Below are 17,131 nucleotides of genomic sequence, written 5' to 3'. Positions count from 1 at the left end.
GAATCTGTCATCAGTACTTTTATTTGATGTAAAATAGGGTATACAAAACTAGTTTGGTAAATGCAGCGAATACAAATAAATAGGGGAGAACGATAACTCAGCTGTTAATAGCTTATGCAACAAGGTCATCACATTTACTTATGATAAACTATAAACTTATTGTATTTTACTTATGTATGAATCTATTATATGATTAGGTAGAGAAAAGACGCGCTAAAATCGCCTTTTCATGTAGATACAAGGAGGAAACAAAATGGCTAAAAGCAACTTACACAACAGCCGTACTTCATTTGAGTTAGATGGCAAAACGTATAATTATTACCGTCTAAAAGCAATTGAAGAAGCCGGCGTTGCGAACATTTCCAAACTACCTTATTCAATTAAAGTATTGCTTGAATCAGTATTGAGACAACATGATGGGTATGTCATTAAAGACGAACACGTAGCAAACCTTGCAAAATGGGGGAATGAAGCGGATCCTAACGGCGAGGTGCCATTCAAGCCATCACGTGTTATTCTTCAAGACTTCACAGGAGTACCGGTTGTCGTTGACCTAGCATCACTTCGTGCAGCTATGGCTGAAATGGGTGGAGATCCAGATAAGATCAACCCAGAAATTCCGGTTGACCTTGTTATTGACCACTCTGTACAAGTAGATAGCTACGGAAACCAAGCTGCACTTCAATTAAACATGGATCTTGAATTTAAACGTAACGCCGAACGTTACCAGTTCTTGAGTTGGGCACAAAAAGCTTATGACAATTACCGCGCAGTTCCACCTGCAACAGGAATCGTTCACCAAGTTAACCTAGAGTATTTGGCAAACGTAGTTCATGCAGTTGAAAACGAAGACGGTACATTCGAAGCGTATCCAGATACACTCGTTGGTACTGACTCGCATACGACGATGATTAACGGTATGGGTATTCTTGGATGGGGCGTTGGTGGTATCGAAGCTGAGGCAGGAATGCTTGGCCAACCGTCATACTTCCCGCTACCTGAAGTTGTAGGCGTTAAGCTTGTTGGAGATCTACCAAACGGAACAACTGCAACAGACCTTGCACTAAAAGTAACACAAACATTACGTGCACACGGCGTTGTAGGTAAATTTGTCGAGTTCTTCGGACCAGGTGTTGCAGTGCTTCCACTTGCAGACCGTGCAACAATCGCTAACATGGCGCCTGAATACGGAGCTACTTGCGGTTTCTTCCCAGTTGACGAAGAAACACTCGACTACATGCGCCTGACAGGTCGCGAAGAAGAGCAAGTTCAAGTTGTAAAACAATATTTGATCGAAAACGATATGTTCTTTACAGTTGATAATGAAGAGCCAGTTTATACAGAAGTTGTTGAAATTGACCTTTCTGTGATTGAACCGAACCTTGCTGGACCGAAACGTCCTCAAGACTTGATTCCACTATCAGACATGCAACGCGAGTTCAACGATGCAGTTGTTGCTCCAGAAGGAAACCAAGGTTTTGGATTATCTCCGAAAAAACTTTCTGAAAAGGCAACAATTGAATTCGAAGACGGACGTTCTGTCGAGATTAAAACAGGTGACCTTGCAATTGCTGCAATCACATCATGTACAAATACATCTAACCCATACGTTATGTTAGGTGCTGGACTTGTTGCGAAAAAAGCAGTTGAAAGAGGACTTACACCGCCAGCTTACGTGAAAACATCACTTGCTCCAGGTTCTAAAGTGGTTACAGGATATTTGCAAGATTCAGGGCTTCTTACTTATTTGGAGCAAATCGGATTCAACCTTGTTGGATACGGATGTACGACATGTATCGGAAACTCAGGACCATTACTTCCTGAAATCGAGAAAGTCATTATTGACAATGACATGCTCGTTTCATCAGTTCTTTCCGGTAACCGTAACTTTGAAGGACGTATTCACCCGCTTGTGAAAGCGAACTACTTGGCTTCACCGCCACTCGTTGTTGCTTATGCACTTGCTGGAACAGTTGATATCGATCTTCAAAACGATCCAATCGGTCAAGATAAAGACGGATTCGATGTCTTCTTTAAAGACATTTGGCCGACGACTGAAGAAGTTGCAGAAGCTGTGAAATCAACAGTTACTCCTGAACTCTTCCGTAAAGAGTATGCACGCGTATTCACGGAAAACGAAGCATGGAACGCGATTGAAACAACAGATGATTCATTATACGATTTCGATGAAAATTCAACATATATTCAAAACCCGCCGTTCTTCGAAGGTCTTGCAAAAGAACCTGAAGATATTAAAGAACTATCAGGACTTCGCGTCATCGGTAAATTCGGCGACTCAATCACAACGGACCATATTTCACCTGCAGGCGCGATCGGAAAAGATACGCCAGCTGGTAAATACTTGACTGAACGCGGCGTAAATCCACGCTACTTCAACTCATACGGTTCACGTCGTGGTAACCACGAAGTTATGATGCGCGGTACGTTCGCAAATATCCGTATTCGTAACCAGATTGCGAAAGGAACAGAAGGCGGCTACACAACTTACTGGCCAACAAAAGAAATCATGCCGATTTATGATGCTGCGATGAAGTATCAAGAAGATGGCACGGGCCTTGCTATCATTACGGGCCAGGACTACGGAATGGGCTCTTCACGTGACTGGGCTGCGAAAGGTACATCACTTCTCGGCATTAAAACAGTTATCGCTGAAAGCTACGAGCGTATTCACCGTTCAAACCTTGTCATGATGGGTGTTCTTCCGCTTCAATTCATGAAAGGCGAAAGTGCTGAAACACTTGGCCTGACAGGTGAAGAAGAAATTAGCGTAAACATCGCAGAAGGCGTAAAACCACGCGACATTCTTAAAGTAACTGCAACAGCGAAAGACGGTTCAGTGAAAGAATTCGACGCTCTTGCACGTTTCGACTCCGATGTTGAAGTAGATTACTACCGTCACGGCGGAATCCTTCAAATGGTTCTTCGTGATAAAATGAAAAATAACTAATTTACCAAAAGGTGCTCATTAAATTGAGCACCTTTTTTATTTTGAATAAAAACATCGGACTGTGAAAATTTCGAATAGTGTATTTTTATTATGCGATAAATGTTACGATATATGTATATTTAATTTTCTCACGATTAGTAAAGGGGGAATAGACTTATGTTTTATTACTTGAAAACAACGCTCAGAGAAAGATGGCCGTTATTTATAATAGTTATGATTATTTTAAGTGCGATTGGTCTTGGCTATATGGGTACCTTATCCGTTTCAGAACGAATGGTGATAGAAGCAAAAGATGATTTGAATAAAAATTGGCGCTATCAATATGACATTCTTGTCCTACCTGAATTGCCTGATGAAGCGAAAGGACTTGAAGACGGGTGGGTAGCACCACAGGCAAGTCTAGCTAGTTATGGGGGCATTTCACTCGATGATTTGGAAGAAATACGTAAGATTCCAGGTGTTCAAGTCGCTGCACCTCTATCACATTTAGGATATGTTGAAGGAAATTCTATAACTGCCACACTTCAGGACGATAAGGAAGGCAATTACTCATATATTGAACGACTAACAACAAGTTTTGATGGTCTCTCGGAAATTATAATTTATGATACTAAATCAATTAATGAATATAGTGCAAATTACGGAACTGGGCCACTCGATTGGAATCCCACTGACTATAGTCCATTATCTAATAAACTTTCGGAAGAACGAGACGGATGGAAATCATTCATGCCTGCCTTTGAGTCTCTACGTTATCCAAATTATCTCATGCTCGTTGCAATCGATCCCGAGGCAGAAAACCAACTTTTCACCTTCAATGAAAGTCTTGTCATTGGTAACACATTGCAAGAAGCGACTATTGAGGATCTGGATGGTATTCCGCTACTTCCGATTATTGTCTTGGCAAATAATCAAACACAACTGAATGAAACATTGAAGATTTCTCGAATTCATGTACCGGATAACGTAGAGGAGACAGACTTTAAAGACGGGGCAACTGATTACTTACTTAATCTACCGAGAACCTTACTCGTTGAATTATCTTTAAACACTTTTTCAGAGGAGTGGAAATACAAAAATGTGAACTTTGAATTTCGCGAAGGTGAAGAATTTTCCGTGAGTGAATATGCCGCATCAGGTTCAACACAAAGTTCAATGTATCGGTATACTCCAATCCAATTCGAATCGATGAGAATGACGGATTCTGGAATTCCACTGATGAAAGCTAAAAAGGTGGAAAATACAAATCCCTATGATGATCGGACAATAAACTTATATCGTGATGAACCGGGAGATTATGAGACATACAACTATGGTCTAAACATTATTGATTATTACGATGCAACAAAAGTTGTCCCGAAATTTAAGGGATCTTGGAAAGATGGAGAACCAGCGGATATTTATACACCCCATCACAGTACGATTATCGAGGACGGGGCTGGGAATAAAATAGAACCGACACCGCTTTTTCCACTCCCTTATAAAGATACGTATTACACCGGTTCTCCAGATGCAATAACGACACTTGAAGCGGCAGCGAAATTTTACAAACCTGATAAGAGGCTATCATCGATTCGAGTTGTTGTAGAAGGCGTGGATGAACGATCAGACACAAGCCAACGTAAAGTTGAAGAAGTCGCAAAGCAAATTATAGATAAAACAGGACTTCACGTTGAAATTATGCTTGGATCATCTGCAACGAAAGTTCATGTTGACCTCGATACGGACCGAGAAGGTGTCGCCGGTATGGTCGAAGAAGGCTGGCAAAAAGCAGGAGTAAGCTGGTCTATCCAAGAGCAAATTGAGAAATCCAACATCGTTCTCTTCATCTATTTACTGTTAGTAAGTTTCGTATTTTGCTATACGGTGATTACACATAGTTTGCTTCGTCGTTCTACAGAGTTTGCGATGTTAAGGGCAATTGGGTGGTCTCGGATAAAAATTGTCGGGTCGCTTATTGTTGAAATCGTTGCCTTAAGCTTGTTGGCGTTAATTCCAATTGTTATTGTCAATGCAAAAATCGATGTATTGGCTTGGTATCAAATAGTGTTTGTGTTTCTCATCATTCTACCAGTTATCGGAATTGGCTATTTCACGGGAAGTCGTAAAGCACTCAAACTATCACCACGTGCTGGGCTCGAAGGGGAAGGAACACAGTGGAAATTCATGCGGTTCTTTTCCATTAAAGGATTATTCACATACGTTACGCATCAACTCATACGCCGTCCATTACGTTTTGGTTTATTATCGATTGTGTTAGCACTAACGTCCTTTATGGTTATTCTGTTTATCGCCACACAGAAAAGCTTATCCGATTTTCTATTACTCAGCTTTTTAGGTGAAACGATAGACCTTAATTTAAAAGGGTTCCAAACTGTATTTTTGGTTGCAGGAATCATTTTGACAGTCTCAATTGTGTTCCTTTTACTCTATTTGAACATAACGGAACGACGTGGTGAGTTCTTTATCTTGCGTTCGATCGGTTGGTCCCTGCAGCGAATCCAACTTTATATGGGCATTGAAGTTCTATTAGTCGCGGTTGTGGGATCGATTATTGGGGGAATTGCAGCATATGCATTATTAACATACTTCTCAGCGATTTGGTTACCTATTTGGTTGTTGATTACAATCGTTATTACGCCGCCTATTCTGATGCTTCTTTTTTCAATGGCGACTGTCCAGTCCATGAGAATGAAAGGAATTGTAAACAATCATTATTCTGCTTAATTCAAGAAATCAAAAGGGGGAAATAATATCATGATTAAACTTGTATCCGTAAAAAAGAGTTATAAAACAGGGGCAGAGCACACAGAAGTATTGAAAGATGTTTCGATTGATATAGATAAAGGAAAATATGTGTCAATCACTGGACCTTCTGGTTCGGGTAAATCAACGCTTCTTCACTTAATCGGGGGATTGGAGCCCATTGATGAAGGAGAGGTATGGGTCGATGGGCAACCTGTCCATAAAATGAAAGATAATGCGTTAGCAAAACTTCGGCTTGAAAAAATCGGATATGTTTTCCAACAGTTTCAGTTGCTGTCGACCGCTACTGCGCTTGAAAATGTGATGATGCCCCTTCTAACGATGTTTTCATCCGCGCAAATTAAAAAAGACGCAGAGGAAGCATTAACGCGCGTCGGGCTTGCCCACCGGCTTAATCATTTACCTTCAAGGCTCTCAGGCGGGGAACAACAACGTGTTGCAATTGCACGTGCGCTTGTCACAAAGCCTGAAATCATTTTAGCAGACGAACCAACAGGAAACTTGGACTCCGAAACAGGCATGACGATCATAGACTTGATAGAAAAAGTTCATGAAGAAGATGGTGTTACTGTCGTTCTCATCACACATGATCCGGATCTTGCGAAACGAGCAGAGGAAACGATTCATGTCCTTGACGGAAAAGTCGAGCAAACATTGCAAAAGGCAGCAACGGTTTAATGCGCTGGAAATGGTTGCTGTTGGTCGCGGGATTATTACTTATCGTTAACGCCTGCAATCCGAAGCCCGAAGAAGATGTGGTTGTGGAAGTCGAGGAGGAATTTATCGAAATTAAAAACCCTGGTAAAATGTTTGAAGGGGAAAATAGTTTTACCGATTCGCCAATACTTGAAGCGGTAGACAAAATCATGAAATACTATGATGCCCCGTTAACTGATGATGATTTTAAAAAAGTCCGTAAAACAAAAATGTACGGCAAGGAATCGGTCTTAGATGTCCTAAATCTCGTTCAGAATAAAGGGGTTCCCATTCTACCTTTATATACAGATTATAACGTTATAGAAGAAGCTGTGCTAAAAGGGAAGCCTGTTTATGCTGAATTTGCGCTAATTAGTAATAATACGTGGAAAGTCATCTTTTATGGGTATTCCGACGAGCAATTCGCTTACATGGATTTTGAAACAGGCGAAAAGAAATCAGTTGACCGAACAAGACTGGCCACTGTAGACAAATTTACGGCACTCATTCCGTATAAGGGAGAACAGTTCGCGACCTCAGACCTTGGACAATCTGCATATTACTTAGAAATCGTTGCAAGTGATGCTTATTATGAAGATGATGGGGATCAAATTTTGAACGCGTTAACTGCAATAGAGAACGAAAACTTAACAGAAGAGATTTATTTCTATAATTATTTGTTCATGTATTACCACACCTTTTATGATTTCCAACCTGAAATCGTTGAACCGATTCTAGAAAAGGAACTTGCATCAATGAAAAACCCGGCAAATATGGAAATTTCAATTGCATTAGCCAATTATAATGAAGACGAAGATAAACTGAAATCAGAATTAGCCAATCTACAATTATTACCTTCACATCGGACGGAAACGCTTGAGCTTATCGTTGAAAAGGGAACTGAATTCGGTTATACGGACCTTGTCGCTAAAGCGGAAGAAATGTTGGATAGTAGAACGAAATAAAAGCTGTTCCTGCCTTCGGACAGCTTTTTTTTCATTGCTTTTGTATAATAGACATAGAGGTGAGTGCTTTGTTTATTAGCGAAAAGGAAATTGAAATCAGATACGCGGAGACAGACCAGATGGGTGTTGTCTATCATGCGAATTATTTAGTGTGGATGGAAATTGGGCGAACGAAGATTATCGAGGATTTGGGTTTTACATATGCCGGGCTTGAAGAAGATGGTTATATATCACCTGTCATCGATTTATCCATTCAATATAAAGCGTCAATGAAATATGGCCAAAAAGCAATTGTACGAACGTGGATTGAGTCGCATGGTAGATTGCGGACAATTTACGGGTATGAAATCTTCCATGAAGACGGCACAATTGCGGCTACAGCTACATCGGAACACGTCCTAGTGAAAAAAGAATCATTCCGACCGGTATCCCTTGCAAAGGTAGCCCCAGATTGGGACTCGAAATATAAAGAAATCAGTCGGAATAAAGATTAATGGCTTTTGGAATTAAGAGAGATGAACTGATTGCCTGGAAAAAGGCGGTTCGTAACGGAGAAATTGCTTTTCTAACCCATTATTGGATCGATGAACGATTTCCAGGTTGTAAAACTGTGACAAAAGCTGGGTGCTCCGACATTGAAAAACTGAGCCAATGGGGAAAGCGTTACGGACTGAAGCGCGAGTGGATTGATATGCGTGATGACTATCCGCATTTTGATTTATTTGGCGAGCATGAGAGAAAAATTTTAGTAAAAGAAGGATTATCCGCTCAATTAAAGAGGTTTGGCCTTTTATAAATTAGGAAAACAAAAAATCGTGCAGGCTATCGCCGTCACGATTTTTTGTATGAATAAACGAGTTCGTTTACTTTTGAATCTAAATCGACATGTAAGTCGTGTTCCAAGAAATACCACTTGTCCCGGTATTCAATATAGTAGCGGATACCATCAATTTCTTTTTCAACTGCAACTTCATCAGGATTTTCTTTTGTAACCCCTAATGAAAAACCCTCGTGTAGCGGGCTGGCACCACCATATCTTGCAAAAAAGCGAATTGAATCACCAGGGACTGCTTCCATTTCTTCTTTGAACCAGTTGACAGCTTCATTAGATACAACTATCTTCAAATCAGGCACCTACTTTCGAGTAACTATTTCCATTGTATTATATCCACTTCACTTTTGGCTCGGTACCTGCTTTGATTCTAGATATATTTGCGCGATGTCGATAAAAGATAAAGATTCCAAAGAAGAAAATCAAAATCATTAAATAGAAATCACCTGTCCAGAAGTAGTAAATAATCGTATAGATTAATGCGATGACAACTACAATCATCGATGTCAACGAAACCATTTTTGTTAATTTCAATACGATAAAAAACGCTGCGAGCACGATTAAAAAGAACGGCCAGTTGTAGGCGAGTACAACACCACCTGAAGTCGCTACTGCCTTCCCGCCTTTGAAGTTAGCGAAAAGCGGATACATATGACCGATAACAGCTATGACCCCAAGCATGAGCGGGTGGACAGTTATTTCGTTAAATATTGGAAGCATGGGAAGGAGCGTTGCTACTGTACCTTTTAGGATATCTAGAATCGTAACCGCAAGACCCGCTTTTTTCCCTAGGACGCGGAATGTGTTCGTCCCACCGAGATTTCCACTTCCATGTTCACGAATGTCCATTTTGTAAAATAATTTCCCTATCCACAAAGCGGAAGGGATTGAGCCGATAATATAGGCGAATAATAAAATTAAAATAAGATCCATCGTATACCCCTCTACCATTTTGTGTCGTTTCGTATGGTCTAAGTTTACCAGAACTATTGGCATGCTACAACGGTCTAATAATCTAAGATTAAGGTAATTATTTCTTCACTTCATTGCATTTAAAACTTTTTTTCTATACAATTAATTGAGCGAGCTTCAATAAACGTTGGTTTGACAACCTTTTTAGGAAGCGATACGATTATATATATAAGAACAGTCGTTTGATGGAGGCGGGAATTTGACGAAACAACAAGATATTTACAAATATGATGATGATTCGATACATGTACTTGAAGGGTTAGACGCTGTACGGAAACGCCCCGGTATGTATATAGGTTCTACCGATACACGGGGATTGCATCACCTTGTCTACGAAATTGTAGATAACGCGGTGGACGAAGCGCTCGGCGGGTTTGGATCCGAAATCGATGTAACTATCCATAACGATGGCAGTATCAGTGTTCGTGACTACGGACGCGGAATGCCAACGGGAATACACCAAACAGGAAAACCGACAACCGAAGTAATTCTAACGATTTTACACTCGGGCGGTAAATTTGGACAAGGCGGATACAAAACGAGCGGCGGGTTGCATGGCGTAGGCGCCGCGGTTGTAAACGCTCTATCAGAATGGCTAGAAGTAACAATATTTCGTGACGGCCATAAGTTTCGGCAACGATTTGAAAATGGCGGAAAACCCGCGACTACACTAGAAAAGCTAGGAACAACGCGTGAGAGAGGCACACTCATCCATTTCAAGCCGGACCCAAGCATTTTCTCTACTTTAAAATATCATTATGAAACAATAAGTGAACGACTTCGTGAATCTGCATTTTTATTAAAAGGATTAAAAATCGAATTAAAAGATGAAAATACGGACAAGCATGAAGTATTTCATTATGAATCAGGCATAGAAGCATTCGTTGAATATTTAAATGAAGAAAAAGATGTACTTCATGAAGTAGCCTATTTAGACGGTGCTGCAGAAGGAATCGAAGTGGAGTTTGCCTTCCAATTTAGCGATGGGTATTCTGAAACAATATTATCTTTCGTTAATAATGTGCGAACTAAAGACGGCGGCACGCATGAAACAGGTGCCAGAACCGCATTGACGCGAGTTTTTAATGATTATGCAAGACGGACAGGATTATTAAAAGAGAAGGATAAAAACTTGGAAGGTGCAGATGTTCGAGAAGGGATTTCTGCAATTATCTCGGTTCGAATTCCTGAGGAAATTCTTCAATTTGAAGGACAAACAAAAGGGAAGCTTGGGACGAGCGAAGCAAGATCGGTAACTGAATCGGTCATAGCACAAAAACTTCTTTATTTCTTAGAGGAAAATGCCGATTTAAGTGCTACGCTTATTAGAAAAGCAATTCGTTCCCAACAAGCCCGCGAGGCTGCAAGAAAAGCACGTGAAGATGCACGTTCAGGTAAAAAGCGAAAAAGATCCGACACGCTGCTTTCCGGTAAATTAACCCCGGCACAGTCTAGAAATGCTGCTAGAAATGAATTGTATCTTGTCGAAGGTGATTCTGCGGGCGGATCCGCAAAACAAGGGCGGGACCGTGTATTCCAAGCGATTTTACCACTTAGAGGTAAAGTAATTAATACCGAAAAAGCAAAACTAGAAGACATCATGAAAAATGAAGAAATCAACATGATCATTCATGCCATTGGCGGCGGGGTAGGCGCTGACTTCCAAATCGAAGATGCCGCTTACGACAAAATCGTCATTATGACGGATGCAGATACTGACGGAGCTCATATTCAAGTTCTGCTTCTCACGTTTTTCTATCGCTACATGAAACCGCTTATTGAAGCAGGAAAAGTATTTATCGCCCTTCCACCTTTATTCAAGGTATATAAAGGTGTCGGTAAAAACGAAAAAGTAGAATATGCTTGGACTGAATCAGATCTCGAAGAGGCAATTGAGAAGATAGGCAAGAATTATTTATTACAACGCTATAAGGGACTCGGGGAAATGAACGCAGACCAATTATGGGAAACAACTATGAATCCTGAAACTCGAACACTTATTCGTGTCACGATTGAAGATGGCGCCAAAGTTGAACGTAGGATTACGACACTAATGGGCGATAAAGTTGAGCCTAGACGACTTTGGATTGAAGAAAATGTCGACTTCGGTCAACTTGAAGAACATAATATTTTAGACAATGAATTTATTCATGTTGAGGAGGACTATGAATGACAAATGTAGAACGATTTCAAGACCTTCCGCTTGAAGAAGTTGTTGGTGATCGGTTCGGTAGATATAGTAAGTACATCATTCAAGACCGGGCGCTTCCAGATGCACGGGACGGTTTGAAACCTGTTCAGCGCCGGATTTTATATGCAATGTTTCATGAAGGGAACACGCATGAAAAGGCTTTTCGAAAAGCCGCAAAAACTGTAGGTAATGTAATCGGAAATTACCATCCTCATGGCGATTCATCTGTCTATGAAGCGATGGTCCGAATGAGTCAAGACTGGAAACTGCGCCATATGATGATTGAAATGCACGGCAACAACGGTTCAATCGACGGAGACTCTGCAGCAGCGATGCGTTACACAGAAGCACGTCTATCGGGAATTGCCGGTGAAATGCTGCGCGATATCGGTAAGAATACGGTAGATTTCATCCCGAACTTTGACGATACTGAACCGGAACCAACAGTCCTTCCGGCACGATTTCCGAATCTATTAGTAAATGGATCCACGGGTATTTCGGCTGGATATGCGACAGACATTCCACCGCATGCGCTTCATGAAGTGCTAGATGCGGTTCTTTTACGACTAGAAAATCCAGAAGTAACCGTAGAGGAATTAATGACTGTCATTAAAGGACCGGATTTCCCGACAGGCGGAATCATTCAAGGAACGGACGGCATTAAAACTGCCTATAAAACCGGAAAAGGCCGCTTTATTATCCGTGCCAAAACTTCAATTGAACAATTAAGAGGCGGAAAATCGCAAATCGTTGTCACGGAGATCCCATACGATGTCAATAAAGCAAATATGGTAAAACGTATGGATGAACTTCGAATCGATCGTAAACTCGATGGTATTGCAGATGTACGTGATGAATCGGATCGTACTGGTCTGCGCATCGTAATCGAATTGAAAAAAGATACAGACAGTAATGGTATTTTACAATACCTGTTGAAAAACACCGATTTGCAAGTTACGTATAACTTTAACATGATTGCAATATCTGGCCGCAGACCGACATTAATGTCTCTTCCAATGCTTCTAGATGCTTATATCGACCATCAGAAAGAAGTCGTCACACGTAGGTCGCAGTACGATATCCAAAAAGCAAAAGACCGGCTCCATATTGTTGAAGGGCTTATGAAAGCTTTATCAGTACTTGATGAAGTCATTAAGACAATCCGTGGCTCTAAAGATAAACGCGATGCTAAAAATAATATAATTTCTAAGTTCGATTTCTCTGAAGTACAAGCTGAGGCGATTGTTTCGTTACAACTTTACAGATTAACGAACACAGATATCACTGAGCTGCAAAGAGAAGATGAAGAACTTCGAACTTTAATCGCCAAATTAGACGCAATCTTAAAGAGCGATAAAAAGCTTTCCAATGTAATTAAAAAGGAACTTACAGCAATTCGAAAACAATTTGCTGAGCCAAGAAGATCCGACATTGAAGAAAAAATAGAGGAAATCAAAGTCGATATCGATATTCTGATCCCTAGTGAAGAAGTATACGTTTCGGTAACGAAGGATGGCTATATCAAGCGGACAAGCATTCGTTCATATAGCGCTTCGAACGGAACCGGACACGATATGAAGGAATCAGATTATATGTTATTCGAGTCTCCAATGAATACACAGCATCATTTGTTGCTATTTACATCATTCGGAAACTACCTATATCAACCGGTGCATGAACTTCCTGATATTAGATGGCGAGATTTAGGGCAACATATTTCAAGCATCATTCCACTCGAGCAAAATGAAACGATCATCGCGGCGATTGGGTTGGAGAATTTCGAGGAAGATGCAAACATTATTACAGTATCTAAAAATGGAATGATAAAACAATCAAGCGTCGCTAGCTTTGAAGTGAGACGTTATAATCGAACATTCAGAGCGATGGGAATACGGAAAGGTGACGAAATGGTCGATGCTCAACTTATAAAAGGTGATGAAGATGTCATTTTATTCACCAAACAAGCTTTTGCACTTCGTTTCCCGCTCGCTGAATTATCCGTTACTGGTGTCAGAACTGCTGGCGTCAGAGGAATAAACTTAAGAGACGATGATCAACTTGTTTCATTAGTTGTTGTTGGCGAGGAAAACGCTTCAATTGTTCTTGCAACTCAACGCGGTGCTGCAAAAAGGATGAATTTAAGGGAGTTCGAAACTGCAAAAAGAGCTCAACGCGGAGTGGTAGTATTGAGAGTATTACAATCGAATCCTCATGAAGTCATAGGCGCCGAGATGGCTACCAACGATGAAATTATTGTATTAGCAACTGAGAAAGATCATAAAATACCAATTCTAGCAGGATCGTTAAGACTAGTGGATCGTTATTCAAATGGAAGTTTCATTGCAGATGAGAAAAAAGATGGTCGGGTCACACATATTTATAAAAATCCCAAAGCTGAATTAGAATAAGATTTATAGTCACGGGACCCAAAATTCCCGTGACTATTTATTTTTTCTGTCGTATAATAATTCGAAAGACGAAATATAATGTTGAACGATGATAAAGAGAACGGGGACTGGGGTATGTGGAGAAATCGAAATGTCTGGATTATATTAACTGGGGAAATGATTGCTGGTTTAGGGTTATGGACTGGAATTATTGGGAATCTAGAGTTTATGCAAGAAAAAGTTCCATCTGATTTTGTGAAAGCATTAATCATGTCTGTCGGCCTTTTAGCTGGCCTAGTCGCGGGGCCGCTTGCCGGGAAAGTAATTGATCAATCCAAGAAAAAAACAGTACTGCTTATTTCTGGCCTTGGCCGAATGCTAAGTGTAATTTTCATGCTTGTCGCTATCGGTACTGGATCGATTTGGTGGATGGTTGCATTCATGATCAGTATCCAACTATCCGCTACATTTTATTTTCCGGCGTTACAAGCGACAATTCCGCTCGTTGTAAAAGATGAAAATTTATTATCAATGAACGGATTGCATATGAATGTCGCAACCATCTCACGGATTATCGGCACTGCACTTGCGGGAATAATGCTTGTTTATTGGTCGCTCATTTCATTGTACTGGATTTCAATGATCGCTTACGGCGCACTTCTATTATTCACGATGCTGCTGCGTATCGACGAGGAAAAGGGAAGGGAAGCGAAAGTGAAAACTGCGAGGAATTCAGGCGGATTCATGGAGGTTTTTCCCGTTTTAAAAGCCTATCCAGCAGTGGGCATGACTTTAATAATGACGCTAATTCCATTACTATTCATCGGATCTTTCAATCTGCTCGTCATAAATATTAGTGAGATTCAAGATTCGGTATCTATTAAGGGGCTAGTTTACACAGTTGAAGGAATTGCGTTTATGGCCGGGGCTTTAGTGGTTAAATATATTTCAAAAAAATGGCGAACGACAATCATTTTGTTTTTCTTTGCAACAATGGTCGCCGTTGCAGAATTTATGCTCTTCTTTGTAGAAAGTACATTTATTACGCTAGCAGCATTCGCAGTATTAGGTTTTGCTTTAGGGTGTTTTTTTCCGACAGCAATGGTTATTTTCCAAAGACAAATGCCGAAAGAGTATCATGGACGATTTTTCTCGTTTCGGAATATGTTAGAACGCGTCATGTTCCAGGTAGTATTGTTAACAGCGGGCGCATTTCTCGATATTATCGGACTGCAATTGATGGTCGTCGTATTCGGAGTGATCAGCTTAAGTTTAACAGCATTATTTTTTGTTCAAATGAAAAGAAGAAATATCGTGTTGGAAGAACCAGAACCAACTGCTGCAGAAAGTATTTAACTTTTTGTGGCAGTTTTTTGAATAAAAACAAACGTTTCATCGGCGTTTAAATTTTAAAAACGGAGGATAGAATAATGTTAATTCGAAATGCAATTGAAACTGATTTGGTTGATATAACTAATCTTATGGCTGAATTAGGTTATGAAACAAATATAAGTGAGATGAAGAATAGATTATCAAAGTTAACTAATAATCCCGATTATCATACAATTGTTACGGAATTAGATAATGAAGTTGTAGGCATGTTGGGTTTACACATAGGTCTTGCATATGAATTTAGTGGTTGTTATGGAAGAATTGTATGTCTAGTAGTAAATAAACAATACAGAAAGAATGGTATTGGTAAAAAACTAATTGACAGAGCAAAAGAAATCATTAGTGAGCGGAATGGAAATACACTAGTTTTAAACAGTGGAAATCGAAAAAATCGAGAAGATGCTCACAAGTTTTATTTAGACAATGGATTTTCGGCTAAAAGTACAGGATTTGTAATGAAATTCAGTTGATTTAGCAAATAGCTATAAAATTGCTAATCAAACTAAAAACAAGCGATTTACCGTTTTTATCTCACTATCATGAGTATACTTGTAAATGAAACGCAACTACCAATAATTTATATTATGTAAACCTAAAAAGAGAAATTGAAAAGGGACTCTTAAATACTCAGCCCTTCTAATCGTTACAATTTATTTCCAGGAATTCAATAAACTGTGCGTTATCCTCTATCACGTAATTAACGCATCACTTTTTTCTTGGCAAACAACTTAACTTCCGCTAATCATTTTCATCATACGTTGAATACGATCCTTAGGTCTTTCATATTCTTATTTCAAAAACTTTTCATTCTACGTTCAAGTAAATAATTAATATGAGTGTTCTTATCGGCTGCAATTACTCTTAAAAAATCTAATAGTGATTTACTGATATTTGTTCTAAATGACTTGGTGGAATAATTTTCCGTCTCTTGTACATTTCAATTTTCCCTATATTGATATTTAATCCCCTTATATTCACTATGCAAACGAATGTTTCCGTTCGCAAGAAACATAAAAATAAAAAGAACCCAAAAAGAATGCTATAATAGCTTCTCTTTGGGTTCCTCGATAAACTTACAATCTAATCTCTTGGCACAAACGTTTTACAATCCGTTTCTTCACTGCTTTTTGCTTGTTTTCCCTTTTGGCTGACAACATAAATAGATTTTGCACTACATTTGTTACCGTTACTCCAATATTTACAGTTATTCACTTCACATAAAATTTCTTGTGCCATTGCGCTCCACCTCCTTGCAGTTATAATGAGCCAGGAGGTGCGGATCAATACATACTATCTAAAACCCAATTAATAATAAATAATCATCATTTATTTCTTCTTTTTTGACGGAAAAATGGTAAACGACCAGGAATATATGAAATCAATGATAAAAACTAAAGCCCATATCATTCCAATTGAATATGCCACTTCATTCGCATATGGCGATTGTTCAGCTGTTCCTGCTTCAACCCATGACATGTCTGTTAAGAAATGTAACATCTCATCGAAACTTCCTGTTCCGTAAAACCATAAAATTGATTGTCCGACCAAAAATACAAACAAGTGAATCGGCGACGTTAAACGATATTTTTTCGCCGTTTTAATACGGCGTAGTCTTTCTCTGTTAACAATTCAATATGCCGCCACTTCCCTACAACTTTACGTATCCATCGATCTAATTTCAAGAAATCAAAAATCCCGAACGTACATGCATAAATTACAAAAATGATGATGATAATTTGGAATGTAGAAATCTTTTTTGTTTCTTGATAAATCAGTATGCCCAGCGACGCTTCGATAAGCAGCAACACAAGAAACGCAATAATCGCTAATGAACTCAACTTCTGTTTATTTAAGAGATAACGTAAAATTCCAAAGAGAAGAAGTGAAATTACCGACAAAATTTCAATCGTTATAAAAATTTCCCATTGATATTGCACTATAAATTGCAATTCGCCTTTCACC

At 39.6% G+C, this 17,131-nt stretch carries 15 protein-coding genes; 10 read left to right on the top strand and 5 right to left on the bottom strand.

Annotated features, from left to right (window positions below; all coding sequences use genetic code 11):
• Nucleotides 1-253: 253 nt before the first annotated feature.
• The 6 genes from acnA (at nt 254) to G8782_RS01645 (ending at nt 8,191) form a co-directional block, all read left to right on the top strand.
• Nucleotides 254-2,968, top strand: coding sequence for an aconitate hydratase AcnA (gene acnA / locus G8782_RS01670; RefSeq protein ID WP_172369173.1), 2,715 nt, complete (start codon nt 254-256; stop codon nt 2,966-2,968).
• A gap of 156 nt (nt 2,969-3,124) precedes the next feature.
• Nucleotides 3,125-5,695, top strand: a complete 2,571-nt coding sequence (locus tag G8782_RS01665; RefSeq protein WP_172369172.1) for an ABC transporter permease — start codon at nt 3,125-3,127, stop codon at nt 5,693-5,695.
• A 30-nt stretch (nt 5,696-5,725) separates the two neighbouring features.
• Entirely contained in the window at nt 5,726-6,412 is a 687-nt protein-coding gene (locus G8782_RS01660; RefSeq protein WP_172369171.1) for an ABC transporter ATP-binding protein, read from the top strand.
• Nucleotides 6,412-7,395, top strand: coding sequence for a hypothetical protein (locus G8782_RS01655; protein WP_172369170.1), 984 nt, complete (start codon nt 6,412-6,414; stop codon nt 7,393-7,395). The genes G8782_RS01660 and G8782_RS01655 overlap by 1 nt, the downstream gene beginning before the upstream one ends.
• A 68-nt stretch (nt 7,396-7,463) precedes the next feature.
• On the top strand, nt 7,464-7,889 hold the full coding sequence (locus tag G8782_RS01650) for an acyl-CoA thioesterase (RefSeq protein ID WP_172369169.1): 426 nt from the start codon (nt 7,464-7,466) through the stop codon (nt 7,887-7,889).
• Complete coding sequence (locus tag G8782_RS01645; RefSeq protein ID WP_172369168.1) at nt 7,889-8,191, top strand: hypothetical protein; 303 nt, start codon at nt 7,889-7,891, stop codon at nt 8,189-8,191. Before G8782_RS01650 ends, G8782_RS01645 begins: the two co-directional genes overlap by 1 nt.
• A gap of 35 nt (nt 8,192-8,226) precedes the next feature.
• Here G8782_RS01645 and G8782_RS01640 read toward each other — a convergent pair whose 3' ends face one another.
• A complete protein-coding gene (locus G8782_RS01640; RefSeq protein WP_172369167.1) occupies nt 8,227-8,520 on the bottom strand; it encodes a HesB/YadR/YfhF family protein in 294 nt (97 codons plus the stop codon).
• A gap of 37 nt (nt 8,521-8,557) precedes the next feature.
• Nucleotides 8,558-9,160: a glycerol-3-phosphate 1-O-acyltransferase PlsY gene (gene plsY, locus G8782_RS01635; RefSeq protein ID WP_172369166.1), complete on the bottom strand. Its 603-nt coding sequence runs from the start codon at nt 9,158-9,160 to the stop codon at nt 8,558-8,560.
• A 238-nt stretch (nt 9,161-9,398) separates the two neighbouring features.
• Between plsY and parE the strand changes: the two genes are divergently transcribed.
• The 4 genes from parE to G8782_RS01615 all read left to right on the top strand — a co-directional run bounded on the left by parE (nt 9,399) and on the right by G8782_RS01615 (nt 15,639).
• Nucleotides 9,399-11,372 (top strand): DNA topoisomerase IV subunit B, encoded by a 1,974-nt coding sequence (gene parE, locus G8782_RS01630; RefSeq protein ID WP_172369165.1) that lies wholly within the window; start codon nt 9,399-9,401, stop codon nt 11,370-11,372.
• Nucleotides 11,369-13,798, top strand: a complete 2,430-nt coding sequence (gene parC, locus G8782_RS01625; RefSeq protein ID WP_172369164.1) for a DNA topoisomerase IV subunit A — start codon at nt 11,369-11,371, stop codon at nt 13,796-13,798. Before parE ends, parC begins: the two co-directional genes overlap by 4 nt.
• 114 nt (nt 13,799-13,912) lie before the next feature.
• Nucleotides 13,913-15,133 (top strand): MFS transporter, encoded by a 1,221-nt coding sequence (locus G8782_RS01620; RefSeq protein WP_172369163.1) that lies wholly within the window; start codon nt 13,913-13,915, stop codon nt 15,131-15,133.
• 74 nt (nt 15,134-15,207) lie between these two features.
• Nucleotides 15,208-15,639 carry a GNAT family N-acetyltransferase gene (locus G8782_RS01615; protein ID WP_172369162.1) on the top strand — a complete coding sequence of 144 codons (432 nt, stop codon included), beginning with the start codon at nt 15,208-15,210 and terminating at the stop codon, nt 15,637-15,639.
• A 610-nt stretch (nt 15,640-16,249) separates the two neighbouring features.
• Here G8782_RS01615 and G8782_RS01610 read toward each other — a convergent pair.
• The 3 genes from G8782_RS01610 to G8782_RS18650 all read right to left on the bottom strand — a co-directional run bounded on the left by G8782_RS01610 (nt 16,250) and on the right by G8782_RS18650 (nt 17,118).
• A complete protein-coding gene (locus G8782_RS01610; protein ID WP_172369161.1) occupies nt 16,250-16,405 on the bottom strand; it encodes a DUF1540 domain-containing protein in 156 nt (51 codons plus the stop codon).
• 90 nt (nt 16,406-16,495) lie between these two features.
• On the bottom strand, nt 16,496-16,666 hold the full coding sequence (locus tag G8782_RS18655) for a hypothetical protein (RefSeq protein ID WP_343034914.1): 171 nt from the start codon (nt 16,664-16,666) through the stop codon (nt 16,496-16,498).
• Between the two features lie 77 nt (nt 16,667-16,743).
• The gene (locus G8782_RS18650) at nt 16,744-17,118 is read right to left on the bottom strand and encodes a hypothetical protein (protein WP_343034913.1); all 375 of its coding nucleotides are present in this window, start codon (nt 17,116-17,118) and stop codon (nt 16,744-16,746) included.
• Between the last annotated feature and the right edge of the window lie 13 nt (nt 17,119-17,131).

This window comes from Sporosarcina jiandibaonis (assembly GCF_013184495.1).
Taxonomy (GTDB): Bacteria; Bacillota; Bacilli; order Bacillales_A; family Planococcaceae; genus Sporosarcina; species Sporosarcina jiandibaonis.
This window is presented reverse-complemented; position numbering and strand designations above follow the sequence as displayed.

Coding starts and splice junctions, on each gene's coding strand:
- acnA (WP_172369173.1), top strand. CDS start 254: ATGGCTAAAAGCAACTTACACAACAGCCGTACTTCATTTGAGTTAGAT.
- G8782_RS01665 (WP_172369172.1), top strand. CDS start 3,125: ATGTTTTATTACTTGAAAACAACGCTCAGAGAAAGATGGCCGTTATTT.
- G8782_RS01660 (WP_172369171.1), top strand. CDS start 5,726: ATGATTAAACTTGTATCCGTAAAAAAGAGTTATAAAACAGGGGCAGAG.
- G8782_RS01655 (WP_172369170.1), top strand. CDS start 6,412: ATGCGCTGGAAATGGTTGCTGTTGGTCGCGGGATTATTACTTATCGTT.
- G8782_RS01645 (WP_172369168.1), top strand. CDS start 7,889: ATGGCTTTTGGAATTAAGAGAGATGAACTGATTGCCTGGAAAAAGGCG.
- plsY (WP_172369166.1), bottom strand. CDS start 9,160: ATGGATCTTATTTTAATTTTATTATTCGCCTATATTATCGGCTCAATC.
- parC (WP_172369164.1), top strand. CDS start 11,369: ATGACAAATGTAGAACGATTTCAAGACCTTCCGCTTGAAGAAGTTGTT.
- G8782_RS01620 (WP_172369163.1), top strand. CDS start 13,913: ATGTGGAGAAATCGAAATGTCTGGATTATATTAACTGGGGAAATGATT.
- G8782_RS01615 (WP_172369162.1), top strand. CDS start 15,208: ATGTTAATTCGAAATGCAATTGAAACTGATTTGGTTGATATAACTAAT.
- G8782_RS01610 (WP_172369161.1), bottom strand. CDS start 16,405: ATGGCACAAGAAATTTTATGTGAAGTGAATAACTGTAAATATTGGAGT.
- G8782_RS18655 (WP_343034914.1), bottom strand. CDS start 16,666: ATGTTACATTTCTTAACAGACATGTCATGGGTTGAAGCAGGAACAGCT.